Source organism: Pseudomonas sp. NFACC42-2 (genome assembly GCF_900116055.1).
In the GTDB taxonomy this organism is placed as follows: Bacteria; Pseudomonadota; Gammaproteobacteria; order Pseudomonadales; family Pseudomonadaceae; genus Aquipseudomonas; species Aquipseudomonas marginalis.
Genome location: NZ_FOZO01000003.1, coordinates 514062 through 530613 on the forward strand (window position 1 = coordinate 514062; position 16552 = coordinate 530613).

General features: G+C 61.5%; 17 protein-coding genes. 7 read left to right on the forward strand and 10 right to left on the reverse strand.

Features of this window, described 5'->3' with window-relative positions; all coding sequences use genetic code 11:
• Positions 1-75 precede the first annotated feature (75 nt).
• From BM416_RS09695 to pdxH, 4 genes are all read left to right on the forward strand, one after another.
• Complete coding sequence (locus BM416_RS09695; RefSeq protein ID WP_092487696.1) at positions 76-2373, forward strand: beta-galactosidase; 2298 nt, start codon at positions 76-78, stop codon at positions 2371-2373.
• An 82-nt stretch (positions 2374-2455) separates the two neighbouring features.
• Complete coding sequence (locus BM416_RS09700; RefSeq protein ID WP_092487699.1) at positions 2456-3601, forward strand: serine hydrolase domain-containing protein; 1146 nt, start codon at positions 2456-2458, stop codon at positions 3599-3601.
• Positions 3602-3744: 143 nt separating this feature from the next.
• Positions 3745-4908, forward strand: a complete 1164-nt coding sequence (locus BM416_RS09705) for an OmpA family protein (RefSeq protein ID WP_092487702.1) — start codon at positions 3745-3747, stop codon at positions 4906-4908.
• A 27-nt stretch (positions 4909-4935) separates the two neighbouring features.
• Positions 4936-5583 carry a pyridoxamine 5'-phosphate oxidase gene (gene pdxH, locus BM416_RS09710; protein ID WP_027604436.1) on the forward strand — a complete coding sequence of 216 codons (648 nt, stop codon included), beginning with the start codon at positions 4936-4938 and terminating at the stop codon, positions 5581-5583.
• Positions 5584-5619: 36 nt separating this feature from the next.
• Here pdxH and BM416_RS09715 read toward each other — a convergent pair whose 3' ends face one another.
• Positions 5620-5880 (reverse strand): hypothetical protein, encoded by a 261-nt coding sequence (locus tag BM416_RS09715; RefSeq protein ID WP_092487704.1) that lies wholly within the window; start codon positions 5878-5880, stop codon positions 5620-5622.
• 157 nt (positions 5881-6037) lie between these two features.
• Here BM416_RS09715 and BM416_RS09720 point away from each other — a divergent pair, with 157 nt between their 5' ends.
• A complete protein-coding gene (locus BM416_RS09720) occupies positions 6038-6502 on the forward strand; it encodes an outer membrane lipoprotein (RefSeq protein ID WP_003189251.1) in 465 nt (154 codons plus the stop codon).
• Between the two features lie 76 nt (positions 6503-6578).
• On the opposite strand, the gene nhaA is transcribed toward BM416_RS09720, so the two are convergent.
• The gene (nhaA, locus tag BM416_RS09725) at positions 6579-7754 is read right to left on the reverse strand and encodes a Na+/H+ antiporter NhaA (RefSeq protein ID WP_092487707.1); all 1176 of its coding nucleotides are present in this window, start codon (positions 7752-7754) and stop codon (positions 6579-6581) included.
• 216 nt (positions 7755-7970) lie between these two features.
• Here nhaA and BM416_RS09730 point away from each other — a divergent pair, with 216 nt between their 5' ends.
• Complete coding sequence (locus BM416_RS09730) at positions 7971-9065, forward strand: PLP-dependent cysteine synthase family protein (protein WP_027604433.1); 1095 nt, start codon at positions 7971-7973, stop codon at positions 9063-9065.
• 61 nt (positions 9066-9126) lie between these two features.
• Here the strand turns inward: BM416_RS09730 and BM416_RS09735 are convergent, their stop codons facing one another.
• The 3 genes from BM416_RS09735 to BM416_RS09745 all read right to left on the reverse strand — a co-directional run bounded on the left by BM416_RS09735 (position 9127) and on the right by BM416_RS09745 (position 12214).
• Positions 9127-10740, reverse strand: coding sequence for an NAD(P)/FAD-dependent oxidoreductase (locus tag BM416_RS09735; RefSeq protein WP_092487710.1), 1614 nt, complete (start codon positions 10738-10740; stop codon positions 9127-9129).
• A gap of 106 nt (positions 10741-10846) precedes the next feature.
• Positions 10847-11518, reverse strand: a complete 672-nt coding sequence (locus BM416_RS09740; RefSeq protein WP_092356477.1) for a COG3650 family protein — start codon at positions 11516-11518, stop codon at positions 10847-10849.
• A 96-nt stretch (positions 11519-11614) separates the two neighbouring features.
• A complete protein-coding gene (locus BM416_RS09745) occupies positions 11615-12214 on the reverse strand; it encodes a short chain dehydrogenase (protein WP_092487713.1) in 600 nt (199 codons plus the stop codon).
• A gap of 103 nt (positions 12215-12317) precedes the next feature.
• Between BM416_RS09745 and BM416_RS09750 the strand changes: the two genes are divergently transcribed.
• On the forward strand, positions 12318-13226 hold the full coding sequence (locus BM416_RS09750) for a LysR family transcriptional regulator (RefSeq protein WP_092487716.1): 909 nt from the start codon (positions 12318-12320) through the stop codon (positions 13224-13226).
• On the opposite strand, the gene BM416_RS09755 is transcribed toward BM416_RS09750, so the two are convergent.
• The 5 genes from BM416_RS09755 to BM416_RS31115 form a co-directional block, all read right to left on the reverse strand.
• Positions 13223-13708 carry a DoxX family protein gene (locus BM416_RS09755; RefSeq protein ID WP_092487719.1) on the reverse strand — a complete coding sequence of 162 codons (486 nt, stop codon included), beginning with the start codon at positions 13706-13708 and terminating at the stop codon, positions 13223-13225. The genes BM416_RS09750 and BM416_RS09755 overlap by 4 nt on opposite strands.
• Positions 13705-14481, reverse strand: coding sequence for an HvfC/BufC N-terminal domain-containing protein (locus BM416_RS09760; protein ID WP_092487722.1), 777 nt, complete (start codon positions 14479-14481; stop codon positions 13705-13707). Before BM416_RS09760 ends, BM416_RS09755 begins: the two co-directional genes overlap by 4 nt.
• Positions 14478-15356 carry an MNIO family bufferin maturase gene (locus BM416_RS09765; RefSeq protein WP_092487725.1) on the reverse strand — a complete coding sequence of 293 codons (879 nt, stop codon included), beginning with the start codon at positions 15354-15356 and terminating at the stop codon, positions 14478-14480. The genes BM416_RS09760 and BM416_RS09765 overlap by 4 nt, the downstream gene beginning before the upstream one ends.
• Before the next feature lie 22 nt (positions 15357-15378).
• Complete coding sequence (locus BM416_RS09770) at positions 15379-15675, reverse strand: BufA1 family periplasmic bufferin-type metallophore (protein ID WP_027604425.1); 297 nt, start codon at positions 15673-15675, stop codon at positions 15379-15381.
• A gap of 175 nt (positions 15676-15850) precedes the next feature.
• Positions 15851-16552 carry an ABC transporter ATP-binding protein gene (locus BM416_RS31115; protein WP_017844798.1) on the reverse strand — a complete coding sequence of 234 codons (702 nt, stop codon included), beginning with the start codon at positions 16550-16552 and terminating at the stop codon, positions 15851-15853.

Genomic DNA, 16552 nt, shown 5'->3' on the forward strand with positions numbered 1-16552 from the left:
CTTCGTGGTCTATCTCACTGCTATCGATTTATGTCATCAGGCTATTTACCGGCCGTTTGGGAGAACCTTGTTCGTATGATTCGCACGCTGCCCGCCCTTTTTGCCCTGCTGTTCACTGCGCCGTTGATGGCCGCGCCCGCGGGGCAACAGACATTGTTCAACTTCGTCCGGCCTGCCGATGTGGTCAAGGTGGCGACCCAGGACGCCAGCCTGCCGCAATACAACGCCGAACAAACCCCCGAAGGCGAGGTGTTGCGTCGCATCACCTTCAACCCGGCCGCCGAGCCGAGCCTGGTGCTCAGCCCACAGGCCGGTGCCTGGGACTGGTCGCAGTCCGGCGCCATGAGCCTGCGTATCCAGAGTGCCATGGACTGGGCGCTGACCCTCTACGTCAAGGTGCAGAGCAGCGATGGCAAGACCCTGGTCAGCCGCATCGACCTGCCGGCCGGCCCCGCCCAGACCTTGCTGGTCCCGCTGCAAGCCAACTCGCCGTTGAGCCAGGGCATGAAGGCCGGCCCGCCGATGCCGATCACCGTGGATGGCCAGCGCGTGTTGCTGGCCAGCAGCGCCGGCGAGATCGACCGTAGCCAGGTGGTCTCGGTGACCCTGTCGATGATCAAGCCCAACGTCGCGCAAAGCATCCTGCTGGAACGCTTTGGTGTGCAGAACAGCGAGCCGGTGCTGAAGGCGGCCTACAGCGAACTGGTGGATACCTATGGTCAGTCCACCCGTGCGCGCTGGCCGGAAAAGGTCAGCAGCGACGAACAGCTCAAGGCGGCTGCGGCAAAGGAACAAACCCAACTGCAGGGCTGGCTGGCCGCGCGTGATAAATCCGCTTTGGACACGTTCGGCGGCTGGAACAAAGGGCCGGCGTTCAAGGCCAGTGGCTTTTTCCGCACCGAAAAGCGCGACGGTCGCTGGTACCTGGTGACTCCGGAAGGCCATCCGTTCTATTCCCTGGGTGTCAATACCGTGGCCCCGGACAACAGCCAGACCTACGTGGCCGGTCGCGAGTGGATGTTCGCGGCGCTGCCAAAGGCCGGTGAACCCTTCGACAAGTACTACGGCAGCGGCGATAACCGCACCGGCAATGGTGCGGGCGAAGGTCGTGGCTTCGCTGCCGGGCGTTGGTACGATTTCTACGGCGCCAACCTGCAGCGCACTTATGGCGGCGAAGGGTTCGACCAGAAACGCTGGGTGACCCATACCCTCGATCGCCTGCAAGCCTGGGGTTTCAACACCGTGGGCAACTGGAGCGACGACGCGTTGGCCACTGCCGATCGTGTGCCGTACACCTTGCCGTTGTCGATTGTCGGCGATTACGCCAGCATCAGCACCGGTACCGACTGGTGGGGTGGCATGCCCGATCCGTTCGATCCGCGTTTCGCCATGGCGACCGAACGCGCGGTGGCTATTGCCGCCCGCGACCACCGCGACGACCCCTGGCTGATCGGCTTCTTTGCCGATAACGAACTGGCCTGGGCCGGCCCCGGCGATGATCCGAAATCCCGCTACGCCCTGGCCTACGGCACCTTGCGCATGACCACCGACGTACCGGCCAAGCGCGCGTTTCTCAAGCAATTGCGTGACAAGTACCGCAACGAACAAGGCCTGTCGAAAGCCTGGGGCATCGAGTTGGCGGGGTGGGAGCTGATGGAAGATCCGGGCTTCGAGCCGCCGGTGCCCAACCCTGAACACCCGGAAATCGAAGCTGACTTCAAATACTTCCAGAAGACCTTCGCCGATGCCTACTTCAAGACCATCTCCGACTCGCTGAAATGGCACGCACCCAACCAACTGCTGCTGGGTGGGCGTTATGCGGTGAGTACGCCGGAAGCCGTGGCGTCGTGCGCGCAGTATTGCGATGTGCTGAGCTTCAACATGTACACGCTCAAACCCCAGGACGGCTATGACTTTGCCGCGCTGCGCGCCCTGGACAAACCAGTGTTGATCACTGAATTCAACTTCGGCTCTGCGGACCGTGGCCCGTTCTGGGGCGGCGTGACCCAGTTGGCCAGGGAAGAAGAGCGTGGCGTGGCGTATGCCAACTTCCTCAAGCAAGCCATGGCCGAGCCGTCCATTGTCGGCGTGCATTGGTTCCAGTACCTGGACCAGCCGGTGACCGGCCGGTTGCTGGACGGTGAAAACGGCCACTTCGGCCTGGTGGGCATCACTGACGTACCGTTCCAGGGGTTTGTCGACAGTGTGCGTAGAAGCAACCTGGCGGCGGTGGATCAACTGGGCAAGGAAGCGGAAAAGGCCAAGGCCGCCAGCACCGCGCGTGAAAGCGAAGGCAGCAAACCTGGGCGCGAGGGCAAAGGCCCGGGGCAGGGCGCCGGACACGCCGGTGGGCATTCGGGAAATGGTCATTGATTCATTGTTGACGGGTTCACAAATCCCACAATGGCTGGAACAATGTCGGCCACTTTTTACGGTGTTTTCCTAGGGGGCTTAGGTGCAGGTTCAAGGTCATTACGAGCTCCAGTTCGAAGCGGTGCGTGAAGCGTTCGCCGCGTTGTTCGATGACCCGCAGGAGCGTGGCGCCGGGCTCTGCATCCAGGTCGGCGGCGAAACCGTCGTTGACCTGTGGGCCGGTACCGCCGACAAGGACGGTACCGAGGCCTGGCACAGCGACACCATCGTCAACCTGTTTTCCTGCACCAAGACCTTCACCGCTGTCACGGCCCTGCAACTGGTGGCCGAGGGCAAGTTGCAATTGGACGCGCCAGTGGCCAGGTACTGGCCTGAGTTCGCTGCTGCCGGCAAGGAAAACATTACGCTGCGCCAGTTGCTCTGCCATCAGGCCGGGTTGCCGGCCATCCACGAGATGCTGCCCACCGAAGCCTTGTACGACTGGCAATTGATGGTCGACACCCTGGCAGCCGAAGCCCCCTGGTGGACGCCGGGCCAGGGCCATGGCTACGAGGCGATTACCTATGGTTGGCTGGTTGGCGAATTGCTGCGCCGCGCCGATGGGCGTGGGCCGGGTGAGTCCATTGTGGCGCGGGTGGCACGGCCGCTGGGGCTGGACTTCCACGTGGGCCTGGCCGACGAAGAGTTTTATCGTGTTGCACATATAGCGCGCAGCAAAGGCAATATGGGCGATGAAGCCGCGCAGCGTTTACTGCAAGTAATGATGCGCGAGCCCACCGCCATGACGACGCGGGCATTTGCCAACCCGCCGTCTATTCTCACCAGTACTAATAAACCTGAATGGCGACGCATGCAGCAGCCGGCGGCAAATGGTCACGGTAATGCGCGTAGTCTGGCGGGTTTTTATAGTGGTTTGTTGGACGGTAGTTTGTTGGAAGCCGACATGCTCGAAGAATTGACCCGTGAACACAGTATCGGGCCGGATAAAACATTATTGACACAAACCCGCTTCGGGCTGGGCTGCATGTTGGATCAACCACAGTTGCCCAATGCTACATTTGGCCTTGGCGCCCGTGCGTTCGGGCATCCAGGCGCCGGCGGCTCGGTGGGTTTTGCCGATCCTGAGCATGATGTAGCGTTTGGTTTCGTGACTAATACATTGGGGCCTTATGTACTTATGGACCCGCGGGCACAGAAGTTGGTCGGAATATTGGCCGGTTGTCTGTAAACCCCTTGCCGTTTCACATTTTTTTGTTACAAAGGCAACTATAAGAAGGCGCTGAACGAAATGATGTAACTTTAATGTTCTGTAAGCGTCTGTTTAACGGGTCATCGAGACCCCCGTTTCTTTTCTCATTTTGTGGATATCTCATGTTATCGAACAAGTCCTTGGCACTGGCGCTTTGCCTCACTATTACCGGTTGCGCACAAACTCCACAAAATGATGCCGAGGGTGGGCATTGGTGGTCATTTGGATCGGATAAGGCCACGACCAAGGACGCAGTGACCCAAACCGACGCCAAGCCGGATGCCAAGCCAGCTGCCGGCGCCAAGCCTGCCGCACCTGTAGCTGCTGCTGCTGCGCCTGTCGCCTCCGCGCCAGCGCCGGCCGCCAAGGCTGACACCGGTTCCAGCTGGTGGCCGTTCTCCTCCAAGAGCGCCGACGAGAAGGCCGCTGATGCCAAGGCTGACCTGAAAGCCGACCTCAAGGCCGCGACCCCGGCTCCAGATGCCGCGCCTGCCGTCGCCAAGACCGACAGCGAAACCCATTGGTGGTGGCCGTTCGAAAGCAAACCCAAGCCATTGGCCAAGGTCGACGTGACCAATGTGCCAATGCCTGACCCGAAAATCACCCAGGCCTGGTTGGACGACTACGAGCCGCGCCTGCGCGCCGCCATCAAGGACAGCAACCTGCAACTGGAACGTCGCGATAACGTACTCGTGGTGATTGCTCCGGTAGACGGCTCTTACAACCCGAAACGCCCGGCGATGCTGCTGCCGGTTACCCTGGGGCCGTTCACTCGCGTCGCCAAGGCGGTTGAAGCCGATCCAAAAACCGCCGTGCTGGTGCTGGGTCACGTGGATGCCACCGGTACCGCGCCTGCCAGCCAGGCGTTGACCAAGGAACGCGCGCAGTCCATTGCCTCGATCTTCAGCCTCAGCGGCCTGAAACAGGACCGCCTGATGCTGCGTGGCATGGGTGACCTGATGCCACGTGCCGCCAACGACAGCACCCAGGGCCGCGCGCTGAACCGCCGCATGGAAATCATGTTCACCCAGCGCACGACCATGCTGGCGCTGTTGAGCAAGTATCAATCGGGCAAGACCCCGCCTGTAGCCGAAATGGTTGCGGTGCAGAACGTTCCAGCACCGGCCCCGGCCGCCAAGGCCCCGGCTAAAAAGGCACCCGCGGCTAAAAAGGCTGCTGCCAAGCCCGCGGCTAAAAAAGCCCCGGCCAAGCCTGCTGCGAAGAAACCGGCCCCGGCCAAAGCCAAGGCTGCCGCACCGGCTGCGAATGACCAGGCGAAAAACTGATCCGCTGAACCACAAGGATAAAGCCGCATGACCCAGGCACTGGCCGATATGCGCCGTGACTACACACGGGACGGTTTGAGCGAGGCCCAGGCCCCGAATGAACCGTTTGCGTTATTCCACCAGTGGTTTGCCGATGCGGTGAAAACCGAGCAGCCACCGGTGGAAGCCAATGCCATGACCCTGGCTACGGTCGACCAGGACGGTCGTCCGCACTGCCGCATCCTGCTGCTCAAGGGCCTGGATGCGCAGGGCTTTACCTTCTTCACCAACTATCAGAGCGCCAAGGGCGAACAGCTTGCGGCGCGGCCGTTTGCGGCCATGACGTTCTTCTGGCCGACCCTGGAGCGCCAGGTGCGTATTGAAGGAAGGGTGGTCAAGGTCACCCCTGAGGAGTCCGACGCTTATTATCAGGTCCGCCCCCTGGGCAGTCGTTTAGGCGCCTGGGCTTCCCCGCAGAGCCAGGTCATTCGTGACCGTGAAGAACTGCAGGACCTGCTCAAGGCCACGGAACAGCGTTTCAGCGATACCCAGCCCGACTGCCCCGAGCATTGGGGTGGCTATCGCCTGCTGCCGGAGCGCATCGAGTTCTGGCAAGGCCGCGCCAGCCGCCTGCATGACCGCCTGAACTACCGCCTGCAAGGGACCGAATGGACCCGCGAGCGCCTGGCGCCCTGAGCGGCACCTTTCGTCACCCCACTGGAATGATGTCGATCACACCGAAGTCTCTGTTGAAGAGGCTTCGGCTGTGTAGTGCTGTGCGGCGTTCTTCAGCCACTGCGGCAAATCGCCTCGCTTGATCTTCGACGCCCGTGCCTGCTCCAGTTGTTGCAACATATAGGCACGCTTGTGCAGGTCGTCGCCTGCGAGGGACAGTGCCAGGTCGCGGTCTATCCAGCGTCTGATACGCAGGTACAGCCAGCCGTGGAAGTACAGGCCGGCGACGGTAATGACTACAATGATGAAATAGTCCATGAAGTTCCTGGTTACGATGAGAGTGCTACCGTTGGTCGGTATTTTGGCTACGGGCAGTCTGTACTGAGGCTGAATGAAAGCAATTTCCTGCCGGGCTTGTCGTGACAGGCGTCAAGCTGCAGCGTCTAATGAATACCTGTCCTTTGGAGTTGATGCTATGCGTAAGTCCGTTTTACTGGTTGCCTGCTTTACCACGCTGTCGTTGCTGCTGGGTGGCTGCGCCTCGAGTCTGACCGGCGACTCGTACTCCCGTGACGAAGCGCGTCGTGTACAGACCGTTCGCATGGGCACCATTGAATCCCTGCGTCCGGTAAAAATCGAAGGCACCAAGACCCCAATCGGCGGCGCTGCCGGCGCGGTCATCGGTGGTGTTGGCGGCAGCGCCATCGGCGGTGGCCGTGGCAGTATCGTGACTGCCGTGATCGGCGCCGTTGCCGGCGGCCTGCTGGGCTCGGCTACCGAAGAGGGCCTGACCCGCACCCAGGGCGTGGAAATCACCGTTCGCGAAGACGACGGCAGCATGCGCGCCTACGTGCAAGCCGTGCAGGAAAATGAAATCTTCCGCATCGGTGATCGCGTCCGCATCATGACCGTTGATGGCACCAGCCGCGTTACTCGCTGACCGGTAAGCAGCCGGCAAAAGAAAACCCCAACCGGGTGACCGGTTGGGGTTTTTTATGGGCTGCGTTTCAGTCGGCTCAGGCTTTTTTGCGACTCGCCATCGCCGTCACCCCATACCCGATACACGCTGCGAGTATCGATCCGGTCAGAATCCCCATTCGATCCTCCCCGGCAAACTCACTGGCACCCGGCACAAACGCCAGGGAGCCGACGAACAGGCTCATGGTGAAGCCGATGCCGCACAGGATCGCCACGCCGAAGACCTGGCCCCAGTTAGCGCCGCTGGGCAGTGCTGCGAGGCCGGTCTTGATGGCCAGCCAGGTGAGGCCGAACACGCCGACGGTCTTGCCGACCAGCAGGCCGGCGGCAATGCCCATCGGCACGTGGTGGGTGAAGCTCTCCAGGCTGACCCCGGTGAGTGACACCCCGGCGTTGGCGAAGGCGAACAGCGGCAGGATGCCGTAGGCCACCCATGGGTGCAGGGCGTGTTCCAGTGTAAGCAGCGGCGAGGGCTCGGCATTCCTGGTGCGCATCGGGATGCAGAACGCCAGGGTCACGCCGGCCAGGGTGGCGTGCACGCCGCTCTTGAGTACGCACACCCATAGGATCAGGCCGATGATCAGGTAGGGACCGAGCTTGATCACGCCCAGGCGGTTCATTGCAATCAAGGCAACCAGGCAGGCGCCCGCGCCGGCCAGGGCTGCACCGGACAGGTCGGCGGAATAGAACACTGCAATAACAATGATCGCGCCCAGGTCGTCGATGATGGCCAGGGTCATCAGGAACAGCTTCAACGACACCGGCACCCGCTTGCCCAGCAGTGCCAGGACGCCCAGCGCGAAGGCGATGTCGGTGGCCATCGGGATTGCCCAGCCGGAGAGGGCGGCGGGGTAGTCCTTGTTGATCGCCCAGTAGATCAGCGCCGGCACCACCATGCCGCCGATGGCGGCTGCGCCAGGCAGCACCACTTGCGAAGGCTTGGACAGGTGGCCGTCAAGCAGCTCGCGCTTGACCTCCAGGCCGATCAGCAGGAAGAACAGGGCCATCAGGCCATCGTTGATCCACAGCAGCGCGGGCTTGGCGATTTGCAGCGCGCCAATCTGGGCCACCACCGGCACGTCGAGAAACGCGCCATACAGGTGCGACAACGGAGAGTTGTTGATGATCAGAGCGAAGGCGGCAGCAGCGATCAGCAACAGGCCGCTGGCGGCTTCCAGCTGGAAGAAACGGGTAAAAGTGCTACGCAGAGGCAAGGGATGCTCTCCAATCCAGGTTCAATAGGTGGGTACCCTAACCCGTACCGTTAGTTGTTAAAACAAAAGTTATATTCTTATTTGTTATAAGAGATGGGGTAGGGTGGCGTAGCGCCAAAGCCTAGCAATTGTGTGTCCAATTGAGTCGTCACTGTATCTGTGTGCAGTGTAGGAAACATCCTAAGATCGGTACTGAAATCCTTAGAGTTCTTCCTTATGAGCGACCACCGTCCCTGGGCCCGCGAAGCCATTCGCATCATCGAAGCGGACTTCCAACGCAGTGCTGACACGCATCTGATTCCGTTACCGCTGCCGGGCCTGCCGGGCATCGAGTTGTACTTCAAGGATGAATCCAGCCACCCCACCGGCAGCCTGAAACATCGGCTGGCCCGTTCGCTGTTCCTGTACGCGCTGTGCAATGGCTGGCTCAAGCCGGGTGCACCGGTCATTGAAGCATCCAGCGGTTCGACGGCGATTTCCGAAGCGTATTTTGCCCGGCTGCTCGGGGTGCCGTTCATTGCGGTGATGCCCGCCACGACATCCCAGGAAAAGATCGCGCAGATTGCCTTCTACGGCGGCAAAAGCCATCTGGTACAGGATCCCACGCAGATCTACGCCGAGTCCGAACGCCTGGCCCAGGAAAGCGGCGGTCATTTCATGGATCAGTTCACTTATGCCGAGCGTGCCACCGACTGGCGGGCGAACAACAACATCGCCGAGTCGATCTTCCAACAGATGCGCTTTGAGCGGCACCCGGAACCGAGCTGGTTGATTTCCAGCCCCGGTACCGGCGGCACCACCGCCACCCTGGGTCGTTATGTGCGTTATCGCCAGCACTGTACCCGCGTGTTGTGTGCCGATGCCGAGCGCTCGGTGTTTTTCGATTTCTACCAGAGCGGTGACGCCAGCCTGCGCCTGGACTGTGGTTCGCGGATCGAAGGCATTGGCCGGCCACGGGTCGAGGCGTCGTTTTTGCCCAAGGTGATTGATGCGATGGTCAAGGTGCCGGATGCGCTGTCGCTGGCGGCCATGCATTACCTGGCTGAGCGCCTGGGGCGGAGAGTCGGCGGTTCCAGCGGGACCAACCTGATTGGCGCATTAATGGCGGCGCAGCAGATGAAAGCGGCTGGGGAGTCAGGTTCGATCGTGGCGATCTTGTGTGATGGGGGCGAGCGGTATGCAACGACCTATTACGATCAGGCGTGGTTGGCGGGGCAGGGCTATGCGCTCGAGGGGTTGATCGCGGCCGTGGCCGCCAGTGTGGAGCAGGGCGAGCCATTACCCGCCAGCATCCTGCGCGCGAATATCTGACCCGATGCAAACCAAATGTGGGAGGGGGCAAGCCGCCTTCCACATTTAATTTGCCCTGTTCTCAGGCCTCGATGCCGAGCATATCCCGCGCCAACGCCTCGGCAATCCGAATCCCGTCGACACCGGCCGACAGAATCCCACCCGCATACCCAGCGCCTTCACCGGCCGGGAACAGGCCTTTCACGTTCAGGCTCTGCATCGATTCGTCACGGGTAATCCGCAGCGGCGACGAGGTGCGCGTCTCGATACCGGTCAACACGGCATCGTGCAGCGAGTAGCCCTTGATCTGCTTCTCGAACGCCGGCAGTGCTTCGCGGATCGCTTCGATGGCGAAGTCCGGCAAGGCCAGGGCCAGGTCACCCAGGGCCACCCCTGGCTTGTAGGACGGTTCCACACTGCCGATCGCCGTGGACGGCTTGCCGGCGATAAAGTCGCCGACCAACTGTGCCGGGGCCTCGTAGTTGCTGCCGCCGAGGATGTAGGCGTGGGACTCCAGGCGCTCCTGCAACTCGATACCCGCCAGCGGGCCGCCTGGGTAATCCACTTCCGGCGTGATGCCGACGACGATGCCGGAGTTGGCATTGCGCTCGTTACGCGAGTACTGGCTCATGCCGTTGGTCACCACACGGTTCGGCTCGGAGGTCGCTGCTACCACAGTGCCCCCCGGGCACATGCAGAAGCTGTAGACCGAACGGCCGTTCTTGGCGTGGTGCACCAGCTTGTAGTCGGCGGCGCCCAGCTTCGGGTGCCCGGCATATTTGCCCAGGCGCGCGGCGTCGATCAGCGATTGCGGGTGTTCGATCCGAAACCCCACCGAGAACGGTTTGGCCTCCATGTATACGCCACGGCCATGGAGCATGCGGAAGGTGTCGCGGGCGCTGTGGCCGAGGGCCAGGATCACATGTTTGGAGAGGATCTGTTCCCCACCGTCGATGACCACGCCATTCAACTGACCGTCTTCGATCAGCACGTCGGTCACCCGTTGCTCGAAGCGCACTTCACCGCCCAGGGCGATGATCTGCTCGCGCATGTTTTCTACCACGCCGGTGAGGCGGAAGGTACCGATGTGGGGCTTGCTGACGTAGAGAATTTCTTCCGGCGCGCCGGCTTTGACGAACTCGTGCAGGACTTTGCGACCGTGGAATTTCGGGTCCTTGATCTGACTGTAGAGCTTGCCGTCGGAGAAGGTCCCGGCGCCGCCTTCACCGAATTGCACGTTGGACTCGGGGTTGAGCACGCTTTTGCGCCACAGGCCCCATGTGTCCTTGGTGCGCTGGCGTACTTCCTTGCCGCGTTCGAGGATGATCGGCTTGAAGCCCATCTGCGCCAGCAACAGCCCGGCGAAGATACCGCACGGGCCAAAACCGACGACCACAGGCCGTTCGACCAAGCCTTCCGGGGCCTGGCCCACGACCTTGTAGCTGACGTCCGGCGCCGGGTTGACGTTGCGGTCATCGGCGAACTTGAGCAGCAGGGCGGCCTCACCCTTCACATTGAGGTCGATGGTGTAGATGAAGCACAGCTCCGACGACTTCTTGCGCGCGTCGTAGCTGCGTTTGAACAGGGTGAAATCGAGCAGGTCATCACTGGCGATGCCCAGGCGCTGCACGATGGCAGGCCGCAGGTCTTCTTCGGGATGGTCGATGGGCAGCTTGAGTTCGGTGATTCGTAACATGACGGGATCCGGTAGGCGGCGGACAAAGAGGCCGGCTGTTTTGCAAACCGGCGATTATAAGCCTCAATGGCGGTTTTCCGTCAGGTTAAAACAGCGCAGGGCTGAATCAGTCGTCCCGGGAACCACCAAACGCCGCGCAACCGCGCTGCACCTGGCCGTTGACGCGCAACTCCGCCGTCATGTGTTGCAGGCTGCCGCTGACGCTGTCGATGCAGCGCTGCGGCGCGACCCACAGTTCGATGTGCTGGTTGTTGGCTTCGGTCATCAGGTTGAAGCGGCCGTCGCCGATTTGCTCTTCGACATAAGGCACCGCCAGTGGCGGCTGGCCTTCACGCTCGAGCACCATGCCCTTGGCGGTGACGTTCATGGCCCAGGCCGGCTTGTGGCCGTTGGCCCGCAGGGTCATGCGCTTGAAGTCCGGGTCGGTGCAGGCAGAGGTCGAGCGCTCTACGCGATAGAGTTGTTGCAGGTCGACGCTGCCCTGGGTGCCGCTGGCGACGCCCGAGAACTTGCCACGCAAATCGGCAAACAATGCCCCTTGCTGGCCGGCCAGGGAGGCCGCTTCCTGCAGGATGCTGGTGCCACTGGTGTCGTTGACGACATAGTTGCGTTTATCGTCGCACGGCTGGAACAGCAGCTTGCTACCTACCGCCGTGAGTTCGCCCTGCATGCGGGTCAACCCGGCGGTAGACGGCTTGGTCGGCTCGTTTTCGAACATCTGGCAAGCGGCTAACACAGGAAGCAAGGCAAACAGGGCAAGGTTACGGGCGGCACGCATGATCGGGTCTCCAGACAAGTGCCGCCACGTTACGCAGGCTGGCGTTGCATCACAACCCCGCAGCCCTGCTTCAGGCAATTCTTACAATGGTTACATTCAGCCAACAATAAATGTCTGGCCGGTCTGTAAGCCCTCCACGCTTTTTGCATAGGCCAATGCCACATCGGCCCCCGGAACCGGTTTATAGCCACGGAAGTACGGTGCGTAGCTGCCCATGGCCTCCACCAGCACGGTCGGGCTCACGGAGTTGATGCGCAGCCCCCGTGGCAATTCGATTGCCGCGGCTTTGATAAACGCGTCGAGTGCGCCATTGACCAGCGCAGCCGAAGCGCCAGTACGGATCGGGTCACGGTTGAGAATGCCACTGGTGAAGGTGAACGACGCGCCGTCGTTGGCATACTCGCGGCCGATCAGCAGTAGGTTGACCTGGCCCATCAGCTTGTCACGCAGGCCCAGTTCAAAGTCGCTTTCGCTCATATCCCCGAGCGCCACGAAATTCACGTTGCCTGCAGTGCAGACAAGTGCGTCGAATTTGCCGGTCTGCTCGAACAGGTTGCGGATCGAGGTGCTGTCGCTGATATCCACCTGGAAGTCGCCGCTGCTGCGGCCAATGCTGATCACCTCGTGACGCTGGGCCAGTTCGGCCTTGACTGCCGAGCCGATGGTGCCGCTGGCGCCAATCAATAGGATTTTCATTGGGCTGTTCCTACAGGAGTAAGTGAAGGTTCAGTCTAGAGTGGCTTTTTAAGCGGATAAACGTGCTAATAGGCAACCTTTGGTTTTCAAATGGAAACAATCCATGAGTGAGATGGATGACTTGGCAGCCTTTTCCGTACTGATCGAAGCCGGCAGTTTTACCGTGGCGGCCGAGCAACTGGGTTGCAGCAAGGGCCAGCTGTCCAAGCGCATCAGCCATTTGGAGGCACAGTTCAGCGTGGTCTTGCTGCACCGCACCACACGCAGGCTCAGCCTGACCGCCGCCGGTGCGGCGCTGTTGCCCCAGGCGCAAGCGCTGGTGGTGCAGGTGGATCGCGCCCGACAGGCATTGGCGCGTCTCAAGGACGATTTGGCCGGGCCCGTTCGTATGACGGTTCCGGTTTCATTAGGGGAAACCTTCTTCGATGGTTTGTTGCTGGAGTTTTCCAAGCAGTATCCCCAGGTGCAGATCGAGCTGGAGCTCAACAACAGCTACCGAGACCTGGCGCGAGACGGCTTTGACCTGGGGGTGCGTTCGGGGGCGATTGAAAACGAGCGTCTGGTGGCCAGGCCGCTGCTGGCCTGGCACGAGATGACCTGTGCCAGTCCCGTTTACCTGGAGCAACATGGCGAACCACTGACCCCTGGGGATCTTGCGGCGCACACCTGTTTACTCAACAGCCACTACAGCGGTCGCGAGGAATGGTTGTATCACCAGCAGCACGAGTTGTTGCGGGTGAGGGTGAGCGGAACCTTTGCCTCCAACCATTACAACTTGCTGAAGAAGGCTGCCCTGGTCGGTGCCGGTATCGCCCGCTTGCCGTCCTACGTGCTGCCGACGGAATTGGCTGACGGCCGATTGCGTTGGCTCCTGCGTGATTACCAGACGCGGACTATGCCGATGTACCTGGTCCATCCTTATCAAGGCGGCCTGCCGAGACGGACCCAGGTACTGGCCGACTACCTGGTGGACTGGTTCAAGCGCAGCGGTGAGGCACTGGATCGGCTTTAACGGTAGCGGCGCGCAATCAGGTGATCGATGGACAGGCTGCCCGGGCCTTTGGCGACTAAAAGCAACAGCAGCGCCATCCAGGTGCCGTGGGTGGGATAGGCGTCCGGGTAGACGAACAACTGAATGACCAGGGTCATGCCGATCAAGGCCAGGGCTGAGAAGCGCGTGGCCAGGCCCGCCAGGATCAGCACCGGAAAAAAGTGCTCGGCAAACGCCGCCATGTGCGCGGCGACTTCCGGCGACAGCAATGGCACGTGGTATTCACTGCGAAACAGCGGCAATGTCGAGGCGGCGAGTCTGGGGGTACCGAGTTCGAACGTGCCGTTGATCAGGTCAATGGCAAGGCCTTCGACCTTGGTTTGCCCGGACTTCCAGAACACTGCCGCAATGGAGAAGCGCGCAATAAACGCGATCAGGCTGTAAGGGATTTTCTCGAAAAGCGCGATGGCCTGCTTGATCAGGCACGAAGCGGAAGTGTTCATGGCGATACCTGTTGTTCTGGGAGCAGATGAGTGAGTGCGTCGTGGTTGATCAGCAGCGTGAGGCATTGGTGCAGGTCGAATTCGGCGCTGGCCTCGAGGGCATTGGCGACGGCCATTTCCAGCGCCGAGCCGCGTTTCAGGCTATTGATAAAGGCGACGGAGCCGCCGTCGATGGCGAAGACCTTGACGCTCAACCCTTGGCGCAACACCAGCGCGCTCTGGGGATGCCAGGGATCCAGGGTGGCCAGGGCGCCCTCGGTCTGGTGTACCGCCCATACCGCCACCACTGCGTAGGCGGAGTTCAATGTGCCAACGCACGGGTGCAGTTGCAGATGCAGCGCCCCCGGCTTCGTGTGGGCTTGCAGTTGTTGCAGAACGGCTTGCGGGTCCACCACGGCTGTATCCGCTGCGTGATAAGCGCGAACCCGCAAGCGTTCCAACCGGGCGACATCGGCCAGGTAGGGCACGCTGGCGGCCGGTTCAAAACCTTGGATAAAGTCGGCGAATGTGCCGCCGTACTCGCTGATCAGCGGGCTGGCAGGCGGGTAGGCCTGGACGAAAATGCCGGCCATGGCGCGGAAAAATTCATCGCCGACCAATTGCGCGGTTACGGGGTATGCGGTTGCCAGCGCATTGATCAACGAGTTGTGAACATTGTTGCGATACACCGCAAAACGACTGGCCGGGTCGGCCCCGTTGTTGCTGAAAAGGCCGACGGGGCAAGGTTGGCCGGGCGCCAGCAAGGCGCTGGAAAAGGCGTCGTGAAGGCTCATGGGTGGACCTGCGATAAGTACCGTTCAGCGTGCTGGGCTTCCGCGCATAGCACGCTGAAGGCCGGCACTTGGTTGTCGCGCTCGATCAGGGTTGCGACCGGGCCCGTCAGCGCGAGTACGTGTTCGTACAGCAGCCACACCGCGTTATCGATGGGCGCGCCATGGTCATCGATCAGCAGGCGATCGCCCAGGCTGTCGGTGTCTTCGGCGAAGCCGGCCAGATGAATCTCACCCACGGCGCGCAATGGTAGGGCGTGGATGTAGGCCAGAGGGTCGCGCTGGTGGTTGATGCACGACACGTAGACGTTGTTCACGTCCAGCAGCAGGCCGCAGCCGGTGCGGCGGATGATCTCGCCGATGAAGTCGGTCTCGTCCAGGGTCGAGCGCTGGAACTGCAGGTAGGTCGATGGATTCTCCAGCAGCATCTGCCGCTTGAGGGTGCTCTGTACCTGGTCGACGTGCTCGCAAACTCGACTCAAGGTGGTGGCGTCATAAGCCAGGGGCAGCAGGTCGTTGAGGAACACCGGGCCGTGACTGGACCAGGCCAGGTGTTCGGAAAATGAGTGGGGTTGGTAGCGTTCGATCAGTGCGGCCAAGCGTCCCAGGTGCTCACGGTTGAGCGGGCCTTCGCCACCGATGGACAGGCCCACGCCGTGCAACGACAGCGGGTAACGTTCGCGAATCAACCCCAGGTAATGATGAAACGGGCCGCCGGCCACCATGTAGTTTTCGGCGTGCACTTCAAAAAAACCGATGTCGGGCGAAGTATCGAGCACTTCCTTGAAGTGCTCGTGCTTCAGCCCCAGCCCGGTCCGATAGGGGAGCCCAGGCATCTGAATCGGTGAGACTGTGGGCAGGAGTGAAAGCGTCATCATCCGTACTCAGGCCAGGCAGGGGTCAGGACTTGGCGGTGAAGGCGGCTTCCTGGCCGAAGCCGGTCGGCGAGGTGGAGCTTGGGGTTTGGGTGCAGGTGCCGGCCGGGACCAGTTTCCAGGCGTTGGCCTGATCCTTGGTCTTCGAGGTGCCGGCGCAGGACGTGCCGGCACCGGCGGCGCAATCGTTCTTGCCGGCTTCAGCGACGCCGAAGCACTTCTGCATGTCGTCGGCAGCGTGGGCGGTGGTGGTCAGGGCGGATAGGCTCAAGGCCGAACTCAGGGCGAGGACGAGGCTAGCGGCGGACAGTTTGGTGGTCATGGTGGATCTCCAGCAGTAGGTTGAGGAGCGGGCTTGAATGCCTGCTTGCACCACTAGAGGCGGGAGGGGGATGTTCGTTACAAGGCCAGACGAAATAATTTCAAACAATGCAAAAAAATGTGGGAGGGAACTTGCTCCCTCCCACATGAGATCCGGCTTATCCAGCAACCGTCTCTTAGCCGCCCAGGTACGCCTCACGCACCTTCGGATCGGTCAGCAGCTGCTCGCCAGTGCCCTGCATCACCACCCGGCCGTTTTCCAGCACGTAGGCGCGGTCGGCGATTTTCAGCGCCTGGTTGGCGTTCTGCTCCACCAGGAACACCGTTACACCGTCCTTGCGCAGTTGTTCGATGATGTCGAAGATCTGCTGGATGATGATGGGTGCCAGGCCCAGGGAGGGTTCGTCCAACAGCAACAGTTTGGGCTTGCTCATCAGCGCCCGGCCGATGGCGAGCATTTGCTGCTCGCCGCCGGACATGGTGCCGCCGCGCTGGCTGAAGCGCTCCTTGAGACGAGGGAACAGGTGCAGCACCTTGTCCATCTGCTCCTGGTAGTCGCCCTTGTCGGTGAAGAACCCGCCCATGGCCAGGTTTTCTTCCACGGTCAGGCGCGAGAACACCCGCCGGCCTTCCGGCACCACGGCAATGCTCTTGCGCATGATGTGCGACGACTGCTGGCCCACCAGCTCTTCACCCATGTAGCGGATGCTGCCGCTGTGGGCCTGCGGCGAGCCGCACAAGGTCATCAGCAAGGTCGACTTGCCGGCGCCGTTGGCGCCGATCAGCGTGACGATCTCACCCTGGCGCACTTCGACGTTGACGCTGTGCAGGGCCTGGATCTTGCCGTAGAAAGTGGAAACGTTTTCGAATTGCAGCAT